A 14,744-nucleotide genomic window follows, 5' to 3' on the forward strand; every position below is an offset into this window, starting at 1 on the left:
GTAACAAAAGTCATAGTATATTATTTGAAAATAGGATGCACTACGACCAAACAATTGGGAATTAATGGTATTGTTTTTATATAGGATATTTTTATTAAGAATAAGAAGGGAGATCTGTAGCATTATGAAACAACAAAAGATGGTTATGGCAATTGGCAGTCCGAATTATCTTAATGGTATCTCTATAAAATTCCAGGATATTTTAATTGTTGAGTTCCTGAATTTTGATTATTTTGCTAATGGTATTCATACAAAGAAAATTTCTTTTGAAACTCCACATCGAGTTAGATATTGCATACTCAATGAATCTCAAACTCTTCAGTGGGAGTATTCAGAAACAAGTATATTCAGTGAAATGTGCCTTAACCTAGAAATGGTTAAACATAATGAACTTTTTAAATATGCAGTTCCCTTAATCCTTTTTACTTGGTCTGAAACTTCTTCAGCAACAGACGGCATCAATATCGAAGAAGTTCATTTACATAGTATGATTCGCTTTACAATAGAGGATGCACTCTTTATACGAACAAATAAGACTGCGATTGATATTAAATCTGCTGTTATAACACCGGAATGGTATGAAGTACTGTTTAAAAAAGCAATTAAAAATCATGAAGATAACAGTTTGTTTTTAAATAATCATCAGTGTTATTATAGAAAACTTTTTAATGAGATCGAGGTAGAAAATAAGTTTTTATTGGTATCAAATTCTGATGATATTTGGGCCCTGACTGTCGATTTCTACCATCGAATACGAAATGCAGAACTTGTAGGCTATATTCCCGAGTATAAGGATGAGTTCCAAGCATGGGATTATTGGAACTATTTATTTGAAGTTGTGGAGCCTGGTCCAGAAGTAGGATATATCTCACTTATTCCTACAACGGACGGGAAATTTACTATTAAGAGAAAATGGTACGAGAAAGATACCTTTATGAGGAGAGAGCATCATTATAAAAATCAGGAAATAGAAGAGCCTTTCAAGCCCTACATCGAGGAAAGATTCAAAGTGAACATAATCGAGTACCCTGCTTTTAGAAGAGTGCGTTATGACGTTAATTTTGAATCCTTACGTTCTGGTCATGTCTACGGAATCTTCTTTGACCATACTACAATTAATGACACAAAGAAGAATAGCATGTCTCAATGTGAAGTTGAGTACTTACGTAGTCGTAGCTTGATATCGTTTGATGAGCAAATAATATTAGAGGAAATGCAGGAAATAACAGAGTGGGTTAGTGGCGTTTTAAGTACCTTAAATGTAGAGTTTGAAAAAACATACTATTCCAAGCTTACCTTTCTAAAAGATAATTATGCTGGGAGGTTAAATGATGAATAACAGAGTTCTTCGATTTCTAAACTCCGAAATACTATTCACAAATTGTTATGAGATGCAAACGGAAATTGATCGTATATTCAACTTTTTTTGTTCGCACTTCGAAATGGATGAAAATCTTATTGGGAAACCTCTTGCAACAATTGAAGTTAATCCTTACGAACAATTTAATAGAGGTTCGTACCCAACTGCAGAGTTTGAAAATGTTGTAATCAGGAGAAGTTCTGCAAAAGAATTCAATTTAGAAGGGGATAAAGCTAATGTTGATGATCTTGAAATAATTGACTCTCAAGGAACCGGGACTGCTTTTGTGCTTAATTCAAAAAAGAAAACCGTAAAGGCTTATTTATCCATAGGCTCTCATGTTCAATTTGTCGAATTGATTAGGGATCTCATCATAAAGCACGAAGAGCATTGTGGAACACTTATTCTGCATGCAGCAGCAGCAGTCGATCATCATGGCAATGGGATCGTCATTGTAGGTAATAAAGGAGCAGGAAAATCAACATTTTTACTGGATTTGGTTGGACGGCAAGGTTATAACTTCATTTCTGGAGACAAAGTTTTTATACGAAACAAGAATGGAATTGCATTGCTTTATGGATGGCCTGAATTTCCGCACTTGGGCTATGACACTTTGAAGGGTCATCCTGCGTTAATTGAAGAATTAAGTAAAGCAGGTTATACAATTGATGATTTAAATATGAAAGAAAAGTTATTATTTACTTCTGACATACTCCAAAAGGCTTTTGGATACGCTGTAAAAAAGAACGGAGTTCCTCTAAGAAACGTTATTTTCCCAAATGTACAAGCAGCCACTGAGAAGACGAGTCTCGATCTTGTTCACTCCATTGACCGAAAAATGAAATTTTTGAAACACTTTGAATTCTGTTGTGATAACTACTTTGCTGGATATCACAATTATATGAAGATGCTGCCGCCAAAGGATTGTAAAACTATGGTTGAAAAATTTAAGACGATCATAGAAACCCTTAATTTTTATAGTGCTTCTGGTGCACACCCCATTAATGTATCAACTTTATCAATAATGAATAAAGAAAAAGTTGAAACAGGGGGGGAGGATTGTTGATTATTAAACTTGTAATCTTTGGACAAAGTGGTAGTGGGAAATCTACTATTGCTAGAATTGTCCAAAACTATTACGAAAAACAGCGTAAAACGGTTCAAGTTGTTAAATTAGCATCACCATTATATGAAATTCAGAATCATGTATATAAAAAACTCCTTCTTCCCTACAAAGAAGGGGCACAAGACCAGATTCTTCTTGAAAATTTAGCAACTAATATACGAAGAATCTCTCCAAATTATCTGGTAGAAACATTTATGGAGAAGGTAAATAATTCGGAAGCAAATGTTATTATTAACGATGATTTAAGAGACTATCACACAGATTATCCCCGATTAACTGATTCCGGGTTTATTTTTATTAAGGTATCCTGTAAAGAGGAAATAAGACAAAGTAGATTAAAATCACGAGATGATTTATCGATTGTTCAAAATTCTAAAACAACAAAAGGAATACAAGATTTCCTCTATCACTACCACATCGATAATTCCAATCTTTCACTCTTACAGTTAGAGTCTTCTATTTCGGATATGTTGGAGGGGATAAAATGATTTTAACTGGGGACGAGATTAAAGCAGAAGTTGAAAAAGGGAATATTATCATAAATCCTTTTTACGTTGAAAGAATTGAACCGAACAGTTATGGGTTCCGTCTTGGAAAGAAGCTTCTTGTTTATAATGACAAAGTTTTGGATGTTAAAAAAACTTCATCATATAGTGAGATTGAAATACCTGAGAGTGGCTACTGTCTAGAACCCAACAAATTCTATCTGGGAAGCACTTTAGAAACTATGGGGGGGAAGTACCACGCTTCTAAGTTATTTGCTTCACGTTCTGTTAGCTGCTTGGGCATGTGGATTCACTTTAGTGCACCATTAGGTCATACAGGAGCATTAATTCGTTGGACGCTAGAAATAGCAGTAACAAATCCAGTGATTGTATATCCTGAAATGACAATTGGGAAAATTTCCTTCTGGTCTACACAAGGTGAGCCAGTAGATTACTCCGGAAAGTATACATCTTCCCAAGATGTTATAGCTTCCAAAATTTCAACCGAATATACCTCAAGTAGGGGGGAGGATATGTAATGATACTCACTGGACTTGATATAGATAGTAAAGTTAAAACTAAAGAAATAATTATATCTCCCTATCATGAGGAGCAGGTAAATCCCAATAGCTACAATTTCAGACTTGGTGCAATGATTAAGGTGTACAATTCTTTTCCCCTGGATCCAAAAGTCATGAATTCAGTGGAAGAAATCATTATCCCCGAAGAGGGGTATGTTCTCCAACCAAATAGGTTGTATTTGGCTTCTACCGAGGAAGTTATGGGGAGTAATTTTTATGCACCCACTTTTGCTGCCCGTTCATCAATCGCACGCTTAGGTCTATTTATAAATCTCTCGGCTGACTTAGGTGATATCGGATACATTGGACAGTGGACCTTGCAACTATTTACAATTCATCCATTGAGAATATATCGAGGCATGAGAATCGGTCAAATTATGTGGTGGAAACCGCAAGGTGACATCAAACTTTACAATGGAAAATATCAAGGTTCAAATGGACCACAACAAACCCAAATCTACAAAGATTTTGAGAAAGGGGCGAGTAAAGTTGTTTTTAACATATGATGATATTGATAACCCTAATTTAGTCGGTAACAAATTCTTTTATTTATCTCAATTATCTCGCTTACAAGGGAACTTCTTTGTTCCTAAAGCAATTTGTATATCGACTAATATGTTTCAAGAGATATTGGGGCATGAACGAATCGATTGGTTAAAGCACTTCTTCGAAGATTTAAGAGCTACGGTTGGTTGTTACCTCGTAGATTCGATAGCAGATTTAAATTCATTGATCCAGAATCTCACACTAGATCAATCATTCCGTAATAATCTTGAGTATAAATTAAAGGAAGTGTTTGGAGAGCGGTATCTACTGAAATCATACGCTGTGAGGTCTTCCAGTGTCTCGGAAGATTCAGTAAATAACAGCTACGCAGGTGTATATCATTCAGAACTAAATGTAAAGGGCATTGGACAGATTTGCAGTTCAATTCTATTAATTATGAGTCAATATTATAGTTATTCATCAATTGCTTCAAGAATCAGGGTCAATAACTATGAGTATATGCCTGATTTAGGAATAATAATTCAGCAGATGGTGGAACCATTATATGCAGGTGTTGCTTTTACATTTAAAGAAAAAGAATGCATGTTGGAGTATGTAGAAGGATTAGGTGATAAGCTTGTATCTGGTAATATCGAACCATACAGGTATAGCACAGAAACCGATTATAATGCGAGTAATTATGCGACTGACGACCAGAAACTTGATGATATCATTTCTGTAATATTGGAATTAAAGAAAGTAATTGGATTTCAAGTTGATGTTGAATGGGCTATGAATCATCGCAAAGATTTATATATTTTGCAAATGCGTCCTGTTACTAAAGAATTAGCGGAAACAAATAATGACCCAAAATATTTAGTCGCCTCTCTTTACTTAGAACAACTACCATTAGATCTAAACCTGGGTGAGTGTGCCTCAGTATACGCGTCCTATGTAAAGAAAAGATCATCTATTTATCAGCTCGCTGAACAACTCGGATGCAAAACAGGTAAAGGATACGTCCTTAATTTTAATGGGAAAGGTTTACTTACCTTTGCAAATAAGTTTAATGATTTGTTAAATTCTTCTCAATCAGATAAATATGTATTGGATCTTAACGACAATATCCGACAAGTTATATTAACGAAAGATGATATTTTCACCTACCTCGTGGATACATACACGTTAACCTTGAACTCACTAGAGCAGCACACAGTGATTCTACGGGAGTTTATACAAGGCGATTTTGGATTCATAAGTAAATATTATAAGGAAAATGAATTGTTCATTGAATACTCCTATGATGGATTGCTTGCTATAAATAGAGGTATAGCTGATTGTTATCAAGTTTATTTTACTGAAGAAGGTAATGTTGAAATTCAGACCGATCAAGAAGTATCAACAACGTTGGCTGAGAATTTTAACTTCATAAAAAAACTGACTGAAGAAATGAACAACAAGCACCATGGATGTCAGTTAGAATGGGTAATGTATCAGGGAACTCCATATTTTGTTGATTATTCTAATGAGAGTTCTCTAATCACTTTTGAAAAAAATGGTGATGGTCTAGCCATTGTCAAAGGGTCTGCTCATGGTCCTGCACTTAATTTGATTCAAGAAAAAGAGACACTATTTAGACTAAGTGTTGGACCAGCTGTTAGTATTAACAAGTCGGATGATCTAGCTTATCATACAGAATTAAAAAAAATATTTGGCGTTTTAGAGGCATTTGAAACTAAACCCATCATTGTGGTTGATAAACCCTATGCAGTTCTATCCATTTTTTTCGATAAGGTTGCAGGATTCATTTTTAAAGAAGGATCTCTACTTTGTCATTTATCTGTTCTATTAAGAGAAAATGAGATCCCAAGTTTGATTTCCCCTATTATTGATGAAATAAAAACAAATGACGAATTATTAATAAGTGATCAACAACTCCTAATATTAAAAGTCACCGAAGAAAGAGGTGCTACCTCATAGATCGGAAGAAAAAAGTAGTTTGGATGATATGGGATGCGGCTGCAAATTGGGTCGTGCAAAAATTAATGAATGAAGGAATATTACCTAATCTGCAGGTTCTGGCAAGCGAGGGGGAATATTCTGAAATACAGCCTCCTTATCCGAACTGTCAGACACCTCCAAGTCTGGCTACTTTATTTACTGGCTCTTCTCTGTTAAAGCATGGAATTACAGGATTTCGTGTACCTAATTATAATAACGTCCGTTTTCCAGAAGTTGGATTTAATATACCTCTACAAGTAGAAACCATTTGGGAGCATTTGAATATATTCGGTTATGTCAGTTCCTTCTCCCATATTCCATGGGTTAAAAAAAAGTATCTCTCTGAAAATAAGAATTCTAATTATATCGAAGGGTATTCTTCGCCTCTGTTAAAAAGCGGGGCTGTACGGATTGAGAATATAGACATGGATGTACCAATGACACTGAATCTTGAGTCTTTTACGTTTCAAATCACTACTCGTAATACATCAGTTAAAGTAAAAGAAATAAGTACCCAAAAAAGTATTGATTATTGTTATAGTTCAAATTTGGAATTTAAGATGTTTAACAATAAAAATCAAGGGACTTTAATAGCAGTATATCAAGACTTCAACCAGAATCTCTATATAGTTCACACGGGGATTTGGGAGGTGGTTACACATGGTGAATTCTCACCAGATTGTAAAACTTTTATTGGAGAAGGGCTTGGTCGATTATACCGTTCAGGATTTTTTGGTCCAAAGCTAGTGGAAGGCGGAGATGGCTTTGCTGAGCGTTGTTTGACGGATAGTATACTACAGGTTGGGAAATATTTTGCCGAGTGTGCAAATAACGTTATTCAAAATAGCAAAGATAGTCAATTAGTTTTATCTTATCAACCCTGTATTGATGATATTGAGCATGAATTATTAGGGTGGTGTGATCCCGCAAGTAATCGCTATTCTTCCGAACATGCTGAAGCCATTTGGAGCTACATTAAAGAGGTCTATCAGTTTGTAGATAACCACCTAGGCCATATCAAGTCGTTCTTATCGAGTGGAGATTTACTATTTGTAACCTCAGATCACGGTATGGCTGGCGTGAGCCAGATGGTGAATATTAACGAACTATTCCGAATGCATGGTTTACTGAGTGTGGACAGCGACAACTGTATTGATTTGGACGATAGTCTTGTGATATATCATCCCGCAAATAATGGTTCTATATGGATATTAAACCCCAAATTAAAAGGGGACGAATCTTTAATTGCGTATAAGTCGCGTATTGTTAAATCCGTCATTGATATATTAACTCACTGGCAAGAAGAATATGGGAATAAAGTGATTGGAGAAATCATTTCCCTTATAGATAAACCCAGAGAAGGTACTGATATGCTTGGAGATATGCTCATTTTAGCTGCTCCTGGATATGAGTTTTCGGCAAACTTGCAAACGAAGGGGAGAGTAGTAGTCCCATTTCCCAAAACAGCAAGTCACGGAACTTACAATGGACTTCAATCTCTCCATGGAATTTTTGTTGGAGCGATAGTAGGAAGTACCAAAGTGAGTTTAAAGAAGCCTATTAATAATAATCAAGATATTTTCCCGTTTATCTGTAATTATTTTAATCTCCAATTGCCGAATCATCTAAGTTAATCCAGTTAATTGCGGCGGATTCAATCAAGTCGGCCCGAGGTTGAGGTTCTTCTATCTATTATTGGTTATTCAACACATTTACAGCAAATACATGAATGGATTTCTCTTCTCATTGAGCTGATTTGTTCATTGAGAAATGGTCGACTGTAGCGATACAGTTGGCCTTTTTGTATTTGTATCAAAATGAATAATCCCATCTTGAAATTCCATAACAATCCCAAGGTTGGCAGGATAGCCAACGATCATTAAAACTGGATATGATGAACTCCAGTTATACCCAGATGGATCTTTGAAGGAGGTTCATACAATGTTCGGGAGAGGGAGGAATGAATAGAAATGATGGACAAGGTACAGGGTTATTTCGGAAAAGGTATAAACCTGCGCACCAAGCTGCTAGTGCTTTTTCTTGCACTGACGCTGCTGCCGCTAAGCTTGCAGGGGGTGATGAGCTATTCACATTTTTCACAGACGCTGGATCGCAAGACAGAGCAGTTCACGATTGATATGGTGCGCCAGATCAACACGAATCTGAACCGGATGCTCAAGGACTTCGAGCGTTTGTCGCTCCTGCCGCTCTATGACCAGACGGTGCTTGATATCTTACGAGAGTACGATGGCCCGATGGGTTCGGGGACGTGGGCGAAGTCGAATGATTATCTGAAAATGAAGCTGTATACGTCAGCTCAAGCCTATGATCGGCCGGAAATTCGGGGCATTCATCTGCTCAGCAACAGCGGTATCCTATTCTCTAATCTGGACTCACTCACAGTGAAACCGGTCTGGGATGGAAGCCGGGAGAGCTGGTTTGCCGAGCTCAGGGATACGGAAGGAAAATGGCGCTTGCTTCCTCCACATGTCCCCGGATATGACGTGGGTGAGCGGGAAGCGGAATACATCACCGTGGGCAGGGAGCTGCGTGACCCGGGCACGCTTCGGCGGCTGGGTTACATTTTAATTGATATCCGCCCGGAGGCCTTTGGGCAGCTGCTGTCCAATCTGAATTTTGAGCAAAAGGCAAGCCTGATGATTGTGGACAGCCAGCAGCGTCTTATGTTTGAGCGAGCTTCTACGGAAGGATTATACGCTTACAAACTTTTGTTATCTGACGGCAAAAATCTTCCGAATAATACAGAGAACCAGAAGGTAGAACTGGATGGACAGTCCTATCTCCATGTAAGGCATGTCTCGGGGTATTCCGGGTTGTCGGTGATCAGCCTGACGCCCATAGCTGTTATTCAGAAGGAATCCAGGGAGATGCTTACCTTCACCATGGGGCTGGCCCTGCTATGTATGGCGGCTGTAGCAACCCTGGCTGTGCTGATATCTTACAGGGTTACCCGTCCGCTCATTCGCTTGAAGCATCACATGATTCGTGTAGAGCGGGGGGATTTCAGCCAGCGGGTTGCACACTACAGTAATGATGAGCTGGGGCAGATCAGCCGCGGCTTTAACCGCATGATGGAGGAGATTCATCGGTTGTTCCATGAGGTGTATTTACTCCAAATTCAGGAACGGGAGGCCGAGCTTTCGGCGCTACAAAGCCAGATTAATCCTCATTTTATATACAACACGCTGGAGTCCATTAACATGATGGCTATCCGTGAGAGACATGCCGAGGTATCTGTAATGGTGACGGCGCTTGGCAAGCTGCTGCGATACACGATTGGCCAAGCTGATCGCATGGTGACACTTCGGGAGGAGCTGGCATTTGTCGATGCCTATGTGCGAATTCAACAGGTGCGCTATAACGGCAAGCTGAAAATCATCTACGACATGGAGGAAGAAGTTAACGATTGTATGGTTCCCAAGCTGATATTGCAGCCGCTGGTGGAGAATGCCATCTGTCACGGAATTGAAGGACAGCAAACAGGTGGTGAAGAGGGCGGCATCATCTGGGTGTCTGCGGTGTTATTTGATCAGGAGCTGCTGATCAGTGTGCGGGATAACGGCAAAGGCATGGAGCAGGACGAGCTGGATCGCTTGAATGCTTCTGTCTCTGGACAGGTCATGGAGCAATCCCAACCCAGCAATCCCATTTTGCATCGCCACGCCGGGGATAGTCTGGGGCTGCATAATATCGCTCAAAGGCTTCGTTTGATCTATGGGGAAGACAGCGGACTAAGTGTTGATGGAAGCGCTGGACAAGGACTGGTGGTCACATTATCCATTCATTTGCATTCGAAAGGGGCTTGAAACACATGTACAAAGTGCTGCTTGTAGAGGATGAGACGGTAATTCGTCAGGGATTACGGGAGCTGATTGTACAGGCCTCACCCCAGTTTGAGGTGGTAGGGGAAGCGGCAAGTGGGGCCGAGGCGCTGCAGGTGCTGCGCTGCGAAGTGCCCGATGTATTAATCACCGATATCCGCATGCGCGAGATGGATGGATTGACGCTCGTTTCGCTGGCAAGAGAGATGTACCCTGATCTGCTGATGCTTATCATCAGCGGGTACGGTGAGTTTGAATATGCACGCAGGGCAATGGAGCACGGGGTATTAAGTTATCTGCTGAAGCCAATCGAGCGTCATGAGCTGGTAAAATGTCTGCAAAAAATGCAATCGCTGCTCGACCGCAGATACGGCCGCTCTACACTTCCCATATCCGAATCCTCTGGCGTATCTGAGCCGGATTACGGGGAACCTCGCAAAATTATTCGCAGCGTGAAGCAGCATATCCACCAGCATCCCGATGGTGATCTGCGGCTCCAGACGGTTGCTTCGCTGGTCAATCTGAACCCGACCTATCTTAGCCAGCTGTTCAAAACCGAGACAGGCATCAATTACTCGGATTACATTGCGGATGCAAGGATGGAGCGAGCCAAATGGCTGCTGGTCAACACCGGGCTCAAAATCTATGACGTTGCTCGGTTATCCGGATACCAGAGTCCAAAGCATTTCATGCTGGTGTTCAAGCAGCAGATGGGGTGTACAGCAGGGGAGTATCGTGATGGATACAGCACGAAAAAACCTCTTTAAATTCCGTACCATTTCTGCAACTGACGTGATTTAGGAGCAAGCAGCGCTTTCGATATACTGGGGTGGCACAGGAATAACATAACGTCCATAAGGGGGATTTTCATGAAAAAAGCAGGACTGACGCTGATTCTCTTACTTATGATTACCGCTCTGATCGGGTGCACAAGCAGCGAGAAGGCTGGTAACTCGAATGTATCTGGTGGAGAGAACGACACGGTAGAGCTGAAGTTCATGATGTGGGGCAACCAGGCACATATTGATGTGTACAACAAGCTGATTGATGGCTTTACCAAAGAAAACCCGGGCATCAAGGTGACGATGGAATCTGTACCCTTTGCCGATTATCAGCAGAAAATATCGGTGCTTGCGGCGGGTGGCTCTCTGCCCGATCTGGCCTGGGTATCGGAACGCATGATACCACAGTTCAAGTCCAATCACATCCTGGCCGACGTGTCGGCGTTCAAGGATGATGCACAGTTCAAGCTGGACGATTATATTCCCAGCACGCTGGATCTCTTCCGTGAGGGAGATCAACTGTTAGGCTTGCCGTTTTCCACACCGCCTGTGGTGATGTTTTATAATCAGACGCTGTTTGACAAGGCTGGGCTGACCGATCCGAATACGCTGGCTGCCAAAGGAGAGTGGACATGGGAGCAGTTTGAGGCTTCTGCCAAAGCGATTACCAGCAAGGATGCGGCGAATCGCATCTATGGGGCTAACTTTTTTCGGGACTGGAAGACTTGGGCGGTGCTTTCCTCTTATTCCTGGTCGAATGGAAGCGGGCCATTTAATGAGGATATGACAGCGTTTACCTGGAATGATGAGTACGGTGTACAGACCTTTGCCATGCTGGAGCGCATGATGTTTACCGATGAATCCCACCCGAAAGCGGGGGAGCAGGTGAGCTTTGATACAGGCAATGTGGGTATGTTCTTCGATAACTACAGCTATGTGTCCAAAGCAAGGGAGATCAAGGACTTTGAATGGAGCATTGCACCTATGCCGTCCGGCTCACAGGGCAGTGTACCGATGCTGGGGCAGGCGGGGTATGCGATGTTTAACGATAGCAAACACCCGGAGGAGACGAAGAAGCTGCTGAAGTATTTTGCCAATGAACAGGGGACTCAGGCAACCGCGACGTATTTTGTCCCTGCTCGTACATCGGTGCTGAACTCCGATGTCTTCATCCAGCAGCCTAACAATCCCAGCAAGGAGCATATCGTGCAGGCTGTTATTGATGAGATGCCAAAGGCGCGGCTAATTCCGGGACATATTCGCTGGCAGGATATTGATAATGCGGTGCTGCAGGGATTTGATCGGTTATTCGCCCGTACAGCATCGTCTGAGGATAATTTGAAGCAGATGCAGACTGAGGTGCAGCGTATATTGCAGCCCTGAAGAGGTAAGGGGATCTGGAAGAACAGAGGAAGGGGGATGAAGAGTATGGAGAAAATCAAGGAGGTGGGCCGATCACCGGATACTCAGGGTACGCCAAAGACAGGTCAACTGCAAGCGATGCTGAATCACAAACCGCTTTCGCTTATCGTCAGTCTGCCTGAGAACGATCTTGCGTTGGCCCAGGCAGCATTGGAGGAAGGTGCGGATGCACTGAAGGTGCATTGTAATGTGGGCCACCGAGCCAGCGGCAACCATTTTGGTCCGCTGGATGAGTACACCGAGGTATTTCGTGCGATTCGTTCGGAGTTCGGGGGTCCATTCGGCGTTGTGCCATCTGGCAGCATTGAAGGGACACGGAGAGAAGATGTGGAACGCCTCGCGGGACTGGGCTTTGACTTTTACTCGATCTACGCGCACCATCTGCCGTCTTTTATGCTGGGTAACTCGGGGCTGGAATCTACGTTTGCGATTAACGATGAATATGACTCGTCTCTGGTGGCATCGGCTTCGCACTTCGGTATTGATGCACTGGAGGCTTCGATTGTACCCGGCAAAGAATACGGTACCCCGCTCAGCTTCGCGGACGTGCTTCATTATCGGCAACTGGTCTTGCAGGCCGGAGTGCCGGTATTGGTTCCTTCCCAGCGCAAGCTGGTGCCGGAGGATATTCCGGTGCTGCATCATAGCGGCATCAAGGCCATTATGCTTGGGGCCATTGTCACAGGTAAGACGGAGGATCAGCTGCGCAGAGCGGTGAGTAGTTTTCGCCATGCAATTGATCGTCTGGCAGGGAGGGACGGGGCGTGAGCCGCTCCAGCAAGCGAAGACGCGGAGGGCCACTCGCCAGAGAGGCACAGATTGCCGGCTGGCTGTTTATTTCACCGATGGTGCTGGGCTTTACCTTGCTGCTCTTGTTCCCGATGGGGCTTGCGTTTTATATGAGCCTGACGGACTGGCCGCTGCTGGGGGAGCATCATTTTATCGGACTGGACAATTATTCGCATATTATGACGGACGCCATGTTCTGGGAAGTGCTCGGTAATACCGTTTACTTTACCGCAGGTCTGGTGCCGCTGAATATTGTTCTTGCTCTGCTGCTCGGCTTGTTGTTATCCAAGAGTTTACGGGGGATTGGTTTGTTCAGAACGGCCATTTTTGTGCCGGTCATGACGTCATTAATTGTCTGGTCCATTGTGTGGAAGCTGATGTACGCGACAGAATCGGGGTTAATTAACCAGCTGCTGCTGATGATTGGCATCAAGGGTCCCGCCTGGCTGTACGATCCGAATCTGGCGATGCCTGCGGTCATTGTGACCAGTGTGCTCAAAAATGTTGGGCTGAACATGGTGCTGTTCATTGCTGCCCTTCAGCAAGTGCCTCGTTCCCTGTACGAAGCGGCGACGCTGGATGGCGCGGGCAGGAGGGCTACTTTTTTCAACGTCACCCTGCCTATGATTACGCCGACTGTATTTCTGACCGTAGTGATGACCGTCATTGGGTCACTTAAAGTATTTGGACAGATCTATGTAATGACCCAAGGTGGGCCGAGCAACAGCACGAAGGTTCTGGTCTATTACATCTGGGAAAAAGCGTTCAGGCTGTTTCAGTTCGGCTATGCCTCGTCCCTGGCGTACGTGCTGTTCCTGATTGTACTAATTCTGACGCTGCTGCAATGGCAGCTCCGAAAGAGGTGGGTATTTGGTGAAGGCGATGCCTAGATTGACAGGCCGGAGGTTCGGCTCCGCTGCGGGCACATATTTCGTACTGACGGTGGTTTCGCTAGTCATGGTTGTTCCGTTGATCTGGATGATCTCGACCTCCTTCAAGGAGCCGCAAAACATATTTACCTATCCACCGCAGTGGATACCGGATAGCTTGCAATTTCAGAATTATATCGACGTGTTTCGATTGATTCCGTTTCACCGTTTTTACGGGAACAGTGTCTATATCTCTGCTTTGGTGGTGCTTGGCACGGTGTTTTTTGCCTCTCTTGCAGGGTATGCCTTCGCGAAGATTCCGTTTAAGGGACGGAATGTGGTCTTTCTTATTCTACTGAGCGCAATGATGATTCCGCATGAGGTGACGGCGATTCCGATGTTCTTGTTTATGCGGCAGCTGGGGTGGATTGATACGCATCTTCCGCTGATTTTAATGCCGATCTTTGGCGCGGGCGGTGTGTTTGGCATCTTTGTAATGCGGCAGTTCTTCATGACGGTGCCTACCGAGCTGGAGGAAGCGGCCATGATTGACGGCTGTAGCCGTTTTCGGATATATGCGCAGATTATGCTTCCCCTGGCCAAGCCGGGCATGGCGACCCTGACGATTTTTACATTTGTGACAAGCTGGAATGAGTTCTTTGATCCGTTGATTTTTATCAATTCAAGAGAGCTGATGACGCTGCCGCTGGGATTGTCCCTGTTTACGGATGAGGCGGGCACAGCCTGGCAGTATTTGATGAGTGCTACGGTAATGGCCACAGTACCGCTATTGATCGTTTTTTTCCTCGCGCAGCGGCGTTTCATTGAAGGTGTGGCGATGACGGGGCTGAAGGAGTGAGTGGAATGAAGAGGATCGAGGACGCAAGTGGGAGGAGGAGCGTGAAGGAGTGTATGAATATTGTTAAGTGTGTCGGTGGAAGAACGGATGGGTGCGAGTGAGCGGGACGCAAGCATTGGAAGCAGGGGGAGCAAGGTGTCGT

General features: G+C 42.9%; 13 protein-coding genes. All 13 read left to right on the forward strand.

The window, feature by feature from the left end; all coding sequences use genetic code 11:
• The first annotated feature begins 124 nt into the window (after nucleotides 1–124).
• The 13 genes from DFQ00_RS19250 to DFQ00_RS19310 all read left to right on the forward strand — a co-directional run bounded on the left by DFQ00_RS19250 (nucleotide 125) and on the right by DFQ00_RS19310 (nucleotide 14,602).
• Nucleotides 125–1,339, forward strand: coding sequence for a hypothetical protein (locus tag DFQ00_RS19250; RefSeq protein ID WP_110898108.1), 1,215 nt, complete (start codon nucleotides 125–127; stop codon nucleotides 1,337–1,339).
• Nucleotides 1,332–2,426 (forward strand): hypothetical protein, encoded by a 1,095-nt coding sequence (locus DFQ00_RS19255; protein ID WP_110898109.1) that lies wholly within the window; start codon nucleotides 1,332–1,334, stop codon nucleotides 2,424–2,426. Before DFQ00_RS19250 ends, DFQ00_RS19255 begins: the two co-directional genes overlap by 8 nt.
• A complete protein-coding gene (locus DFQ00_RS19260) occupies nucleotides 2,423–2,974 on the forward strand; it encodes a DEAD/DEAH box helicase family protein (RefSeq protein ID WP_167433781.1) in 552 nt (183 codons plus the stop codon). Before DFQ00_RS19255 ends, DFQ00_RS19260 begins: the two co-directional genes overlap by 4 nt.
• The gene (locus DFQ00_RS19265) at nucleotides 2,971–3,510 is read left to right on the forward strand and encodes a dCTP deaminase (protein WP_110898111.1); all 540 of its coding nucleotides are present in this window, start codon (nucleotides 2,971–2,973) and stop codon (nucleotides 3,508–3,510) included. The genes DFQ00_RS19260 and DFQ00_RS19265 overlap by 4 nt, the downstream gene beginning before the upstream one ends.
• Nucleotides 3,510–4,058: a dCTP deaminase gene (dcd, locus tag DFQ00_RS19270; protein ID WP_110898112.1), complete on the forward strand. Its 549-nt coding sequence runs from the start codon at nucleotides 3,510–3,512 to the stop codon at nucleotides 4,056–4,058. The genes DFQ00_RS19265 and dcd overlap by 1 nt, the downstream gene beginning before the upstream one ends.
• Nucleotides 4,042–6,018, forward strand: a complete 1,977-nt coding sequence (locus DFQ00_RS19275; RefSeq protein ID WP_167433782.1) for a PEP/pyruvate-binding domain-containing protein — start codon at nucleotides 4,042–4,044, stop codon at nucleotides 6,016–6,018. Before dcd ends, DFQ00_RS19275 begins: the two co-directional genes overlap by 17 nt.
• A gap of 53 nt (nucleotides 6,019–6,071) precedes the next feature.
• A complete protein-coding gene (locus DFQ00_RS19280; protein WP_208643802.1) occupies nucleotides 6,072–7,673 on the forward strand; it encodes an alkaline phosphatase family protein in 1,602 nt (533 codons plus the stop codon).
• 336 nt (nucleotides 7,674–8,009) lie between these two features.
• A complete protein-coding gene (locus tag DFQ00_RS19285; protein ID WP_110898115.1) occupies nucleotides 8,010–9,866 on the forward strand; it encodes a cache domain-containing sensor histidine kinase in 1,857 nt (618 codons plus the stop codon).
• Between the two features lie 5 nt (nucleotides 9,867–9,871).
• On the forward strand, nucleotides 9,872–10,648 hold the full coding sequence (locus tag DFQ00_RS19290; RefSeq protein ID WP_110898116.1) for a response regulator transcription factor: 777 nt from the start codon (nucleotides 9,872–9,874) through the stop codon (nucleotides 10,646–10,648).
• Between the two features lie 102 nt (nucleotides 10,649–10,750).
• Entirely contained in the window at nucleotides 10,751–12,046 is a 1,296-nt protein-coding gene (locus DFQ00_RS19295; protein ID WP_110898117.1) for an ABC transporter substrate-binding protein, read from the forward strand.
• Between the two features lie 45 nt (nucleotides 12,047–12,091).
• Nucleotides 12,092–12,853, forward strand: a complete 762-nt coding sequence (locus tag DFQ00_RS19300) for a hypothetical protein (protein WP_244213924.1) — start codon at nucleotides 12,092–12,094, stop codon at nucleotides 12,851–12,853.
• Between the two features lie 77 nt (nucleotides 12,854–12,930).
• Nucleotides 12,931–13,764 (forward strand): carbohydrate ABC transporter permease, encoded by an 834-nt coding sequence (locus DFQ00_RS19305; RefSeq protein ID WP_167433784.1) that lies wholly within the window; start codon nucleotides 12,931–12,933, stop codon nucleotides 13,762–13,764.
• Entirely contained in the window at nucleotides 13,757–14,602 is an 846-nt protein-coding gene (locus DFQ00_RS19310) for a carbohydrate ABC transporter permease (protein ID WP_110898221.1), read from the forward strand. Before DFQ00_RS19305 ends, DFQ00_RS19310 begins: the two co-directional genes overlap by 8 nt.
• The last annotated feature ends 142 nt before the right edge of the window (nucleotides 14,603–14,744 follow it).

The sequence above is a fragment of the Paenibacillus barcinonensis genome (assembly GCF_003217495.1).
GTDB classification, from domain to species: Bacteria; Bacillota; Bacilli; order Paenibacillales; family Paenibacillaceae; genus Paenibacillus; species Paenibacillus barcinonensis.

Excerpts from the sequence above, each read along its gene's own strand:
- DFQ00_RS19250 (WP_110898108.1), top strand. The coding sequence starts at position 125 with ATGAAACAACAAAAGATGGTTATGGCAATTGGCAGTCCGAATTATCTT.
- DFQ00_RS19255 (WP_110898109.1), top strand. The coding sequence starts at position 1,332 with ATGAATAACAGAGTTCTTCGATTTCTAAACTCCGAAATACTATTCACA.
- DFQ00_RS19265 (WP_110898111.1), top strand. The coding sequence starts at position 2,971 with ATGATTTTAACTGGGGACGAGATTAAAGCAGAAGTTGAAAAAGGGAAT.
- dcd (WP_110898112.1), top strand. The coding sequence starts at position 3,510 with ATGATACTCACTGGACTTGATATAGATAGTAAAGTTAAAACTAAAGAA.
- DFQ00_RS19285 (WP_110898115.1), top strand. The coding sequence starts at position 8,010 with ATGATGGACAAGGTACAGGGTTATTTCGGAAAAGGTATAAACCTGCGC.
- DFQ00_RS19290 (WP_110898116.1), top strand. The coding sequence starts at position 9,872 with ATGTACAAAGTGCTGCTTGTAGAGGATGAGACGGTAATTCGTCAGGGA.
- DFQ00_RS19295 (WP_110898117.1), top strand. The coding sequence starts at position 10,751 with ATGAAAAAAGCAGGACTGACGCTGATTCTCTTACTTATGATTACCGCT.
- DFQ00_RS19300 (WP_244213924.1), top strand. The coding sequence starts at position 12,092 with ATGGAGAAAATCAAGGAGGTGGGCCGATCACCGGATACTCAGGGTACG.
- DFQ00_RS19305 (WP_167433784.1), top strand. The coding sequence starts at position 12,931 with ATGGTGCTGGGCTTTACCTTGCTGCTCTTGTTCCCGATGGGGCTTGCG.
- DFQ00_RS19310 (WP_110898221.1), top strand. The coding sequence starts at position 13,757 with ATGCCTAGATTGACAGGCCGGAGGTTCGGCTCCGCTGCGGGCACATAT.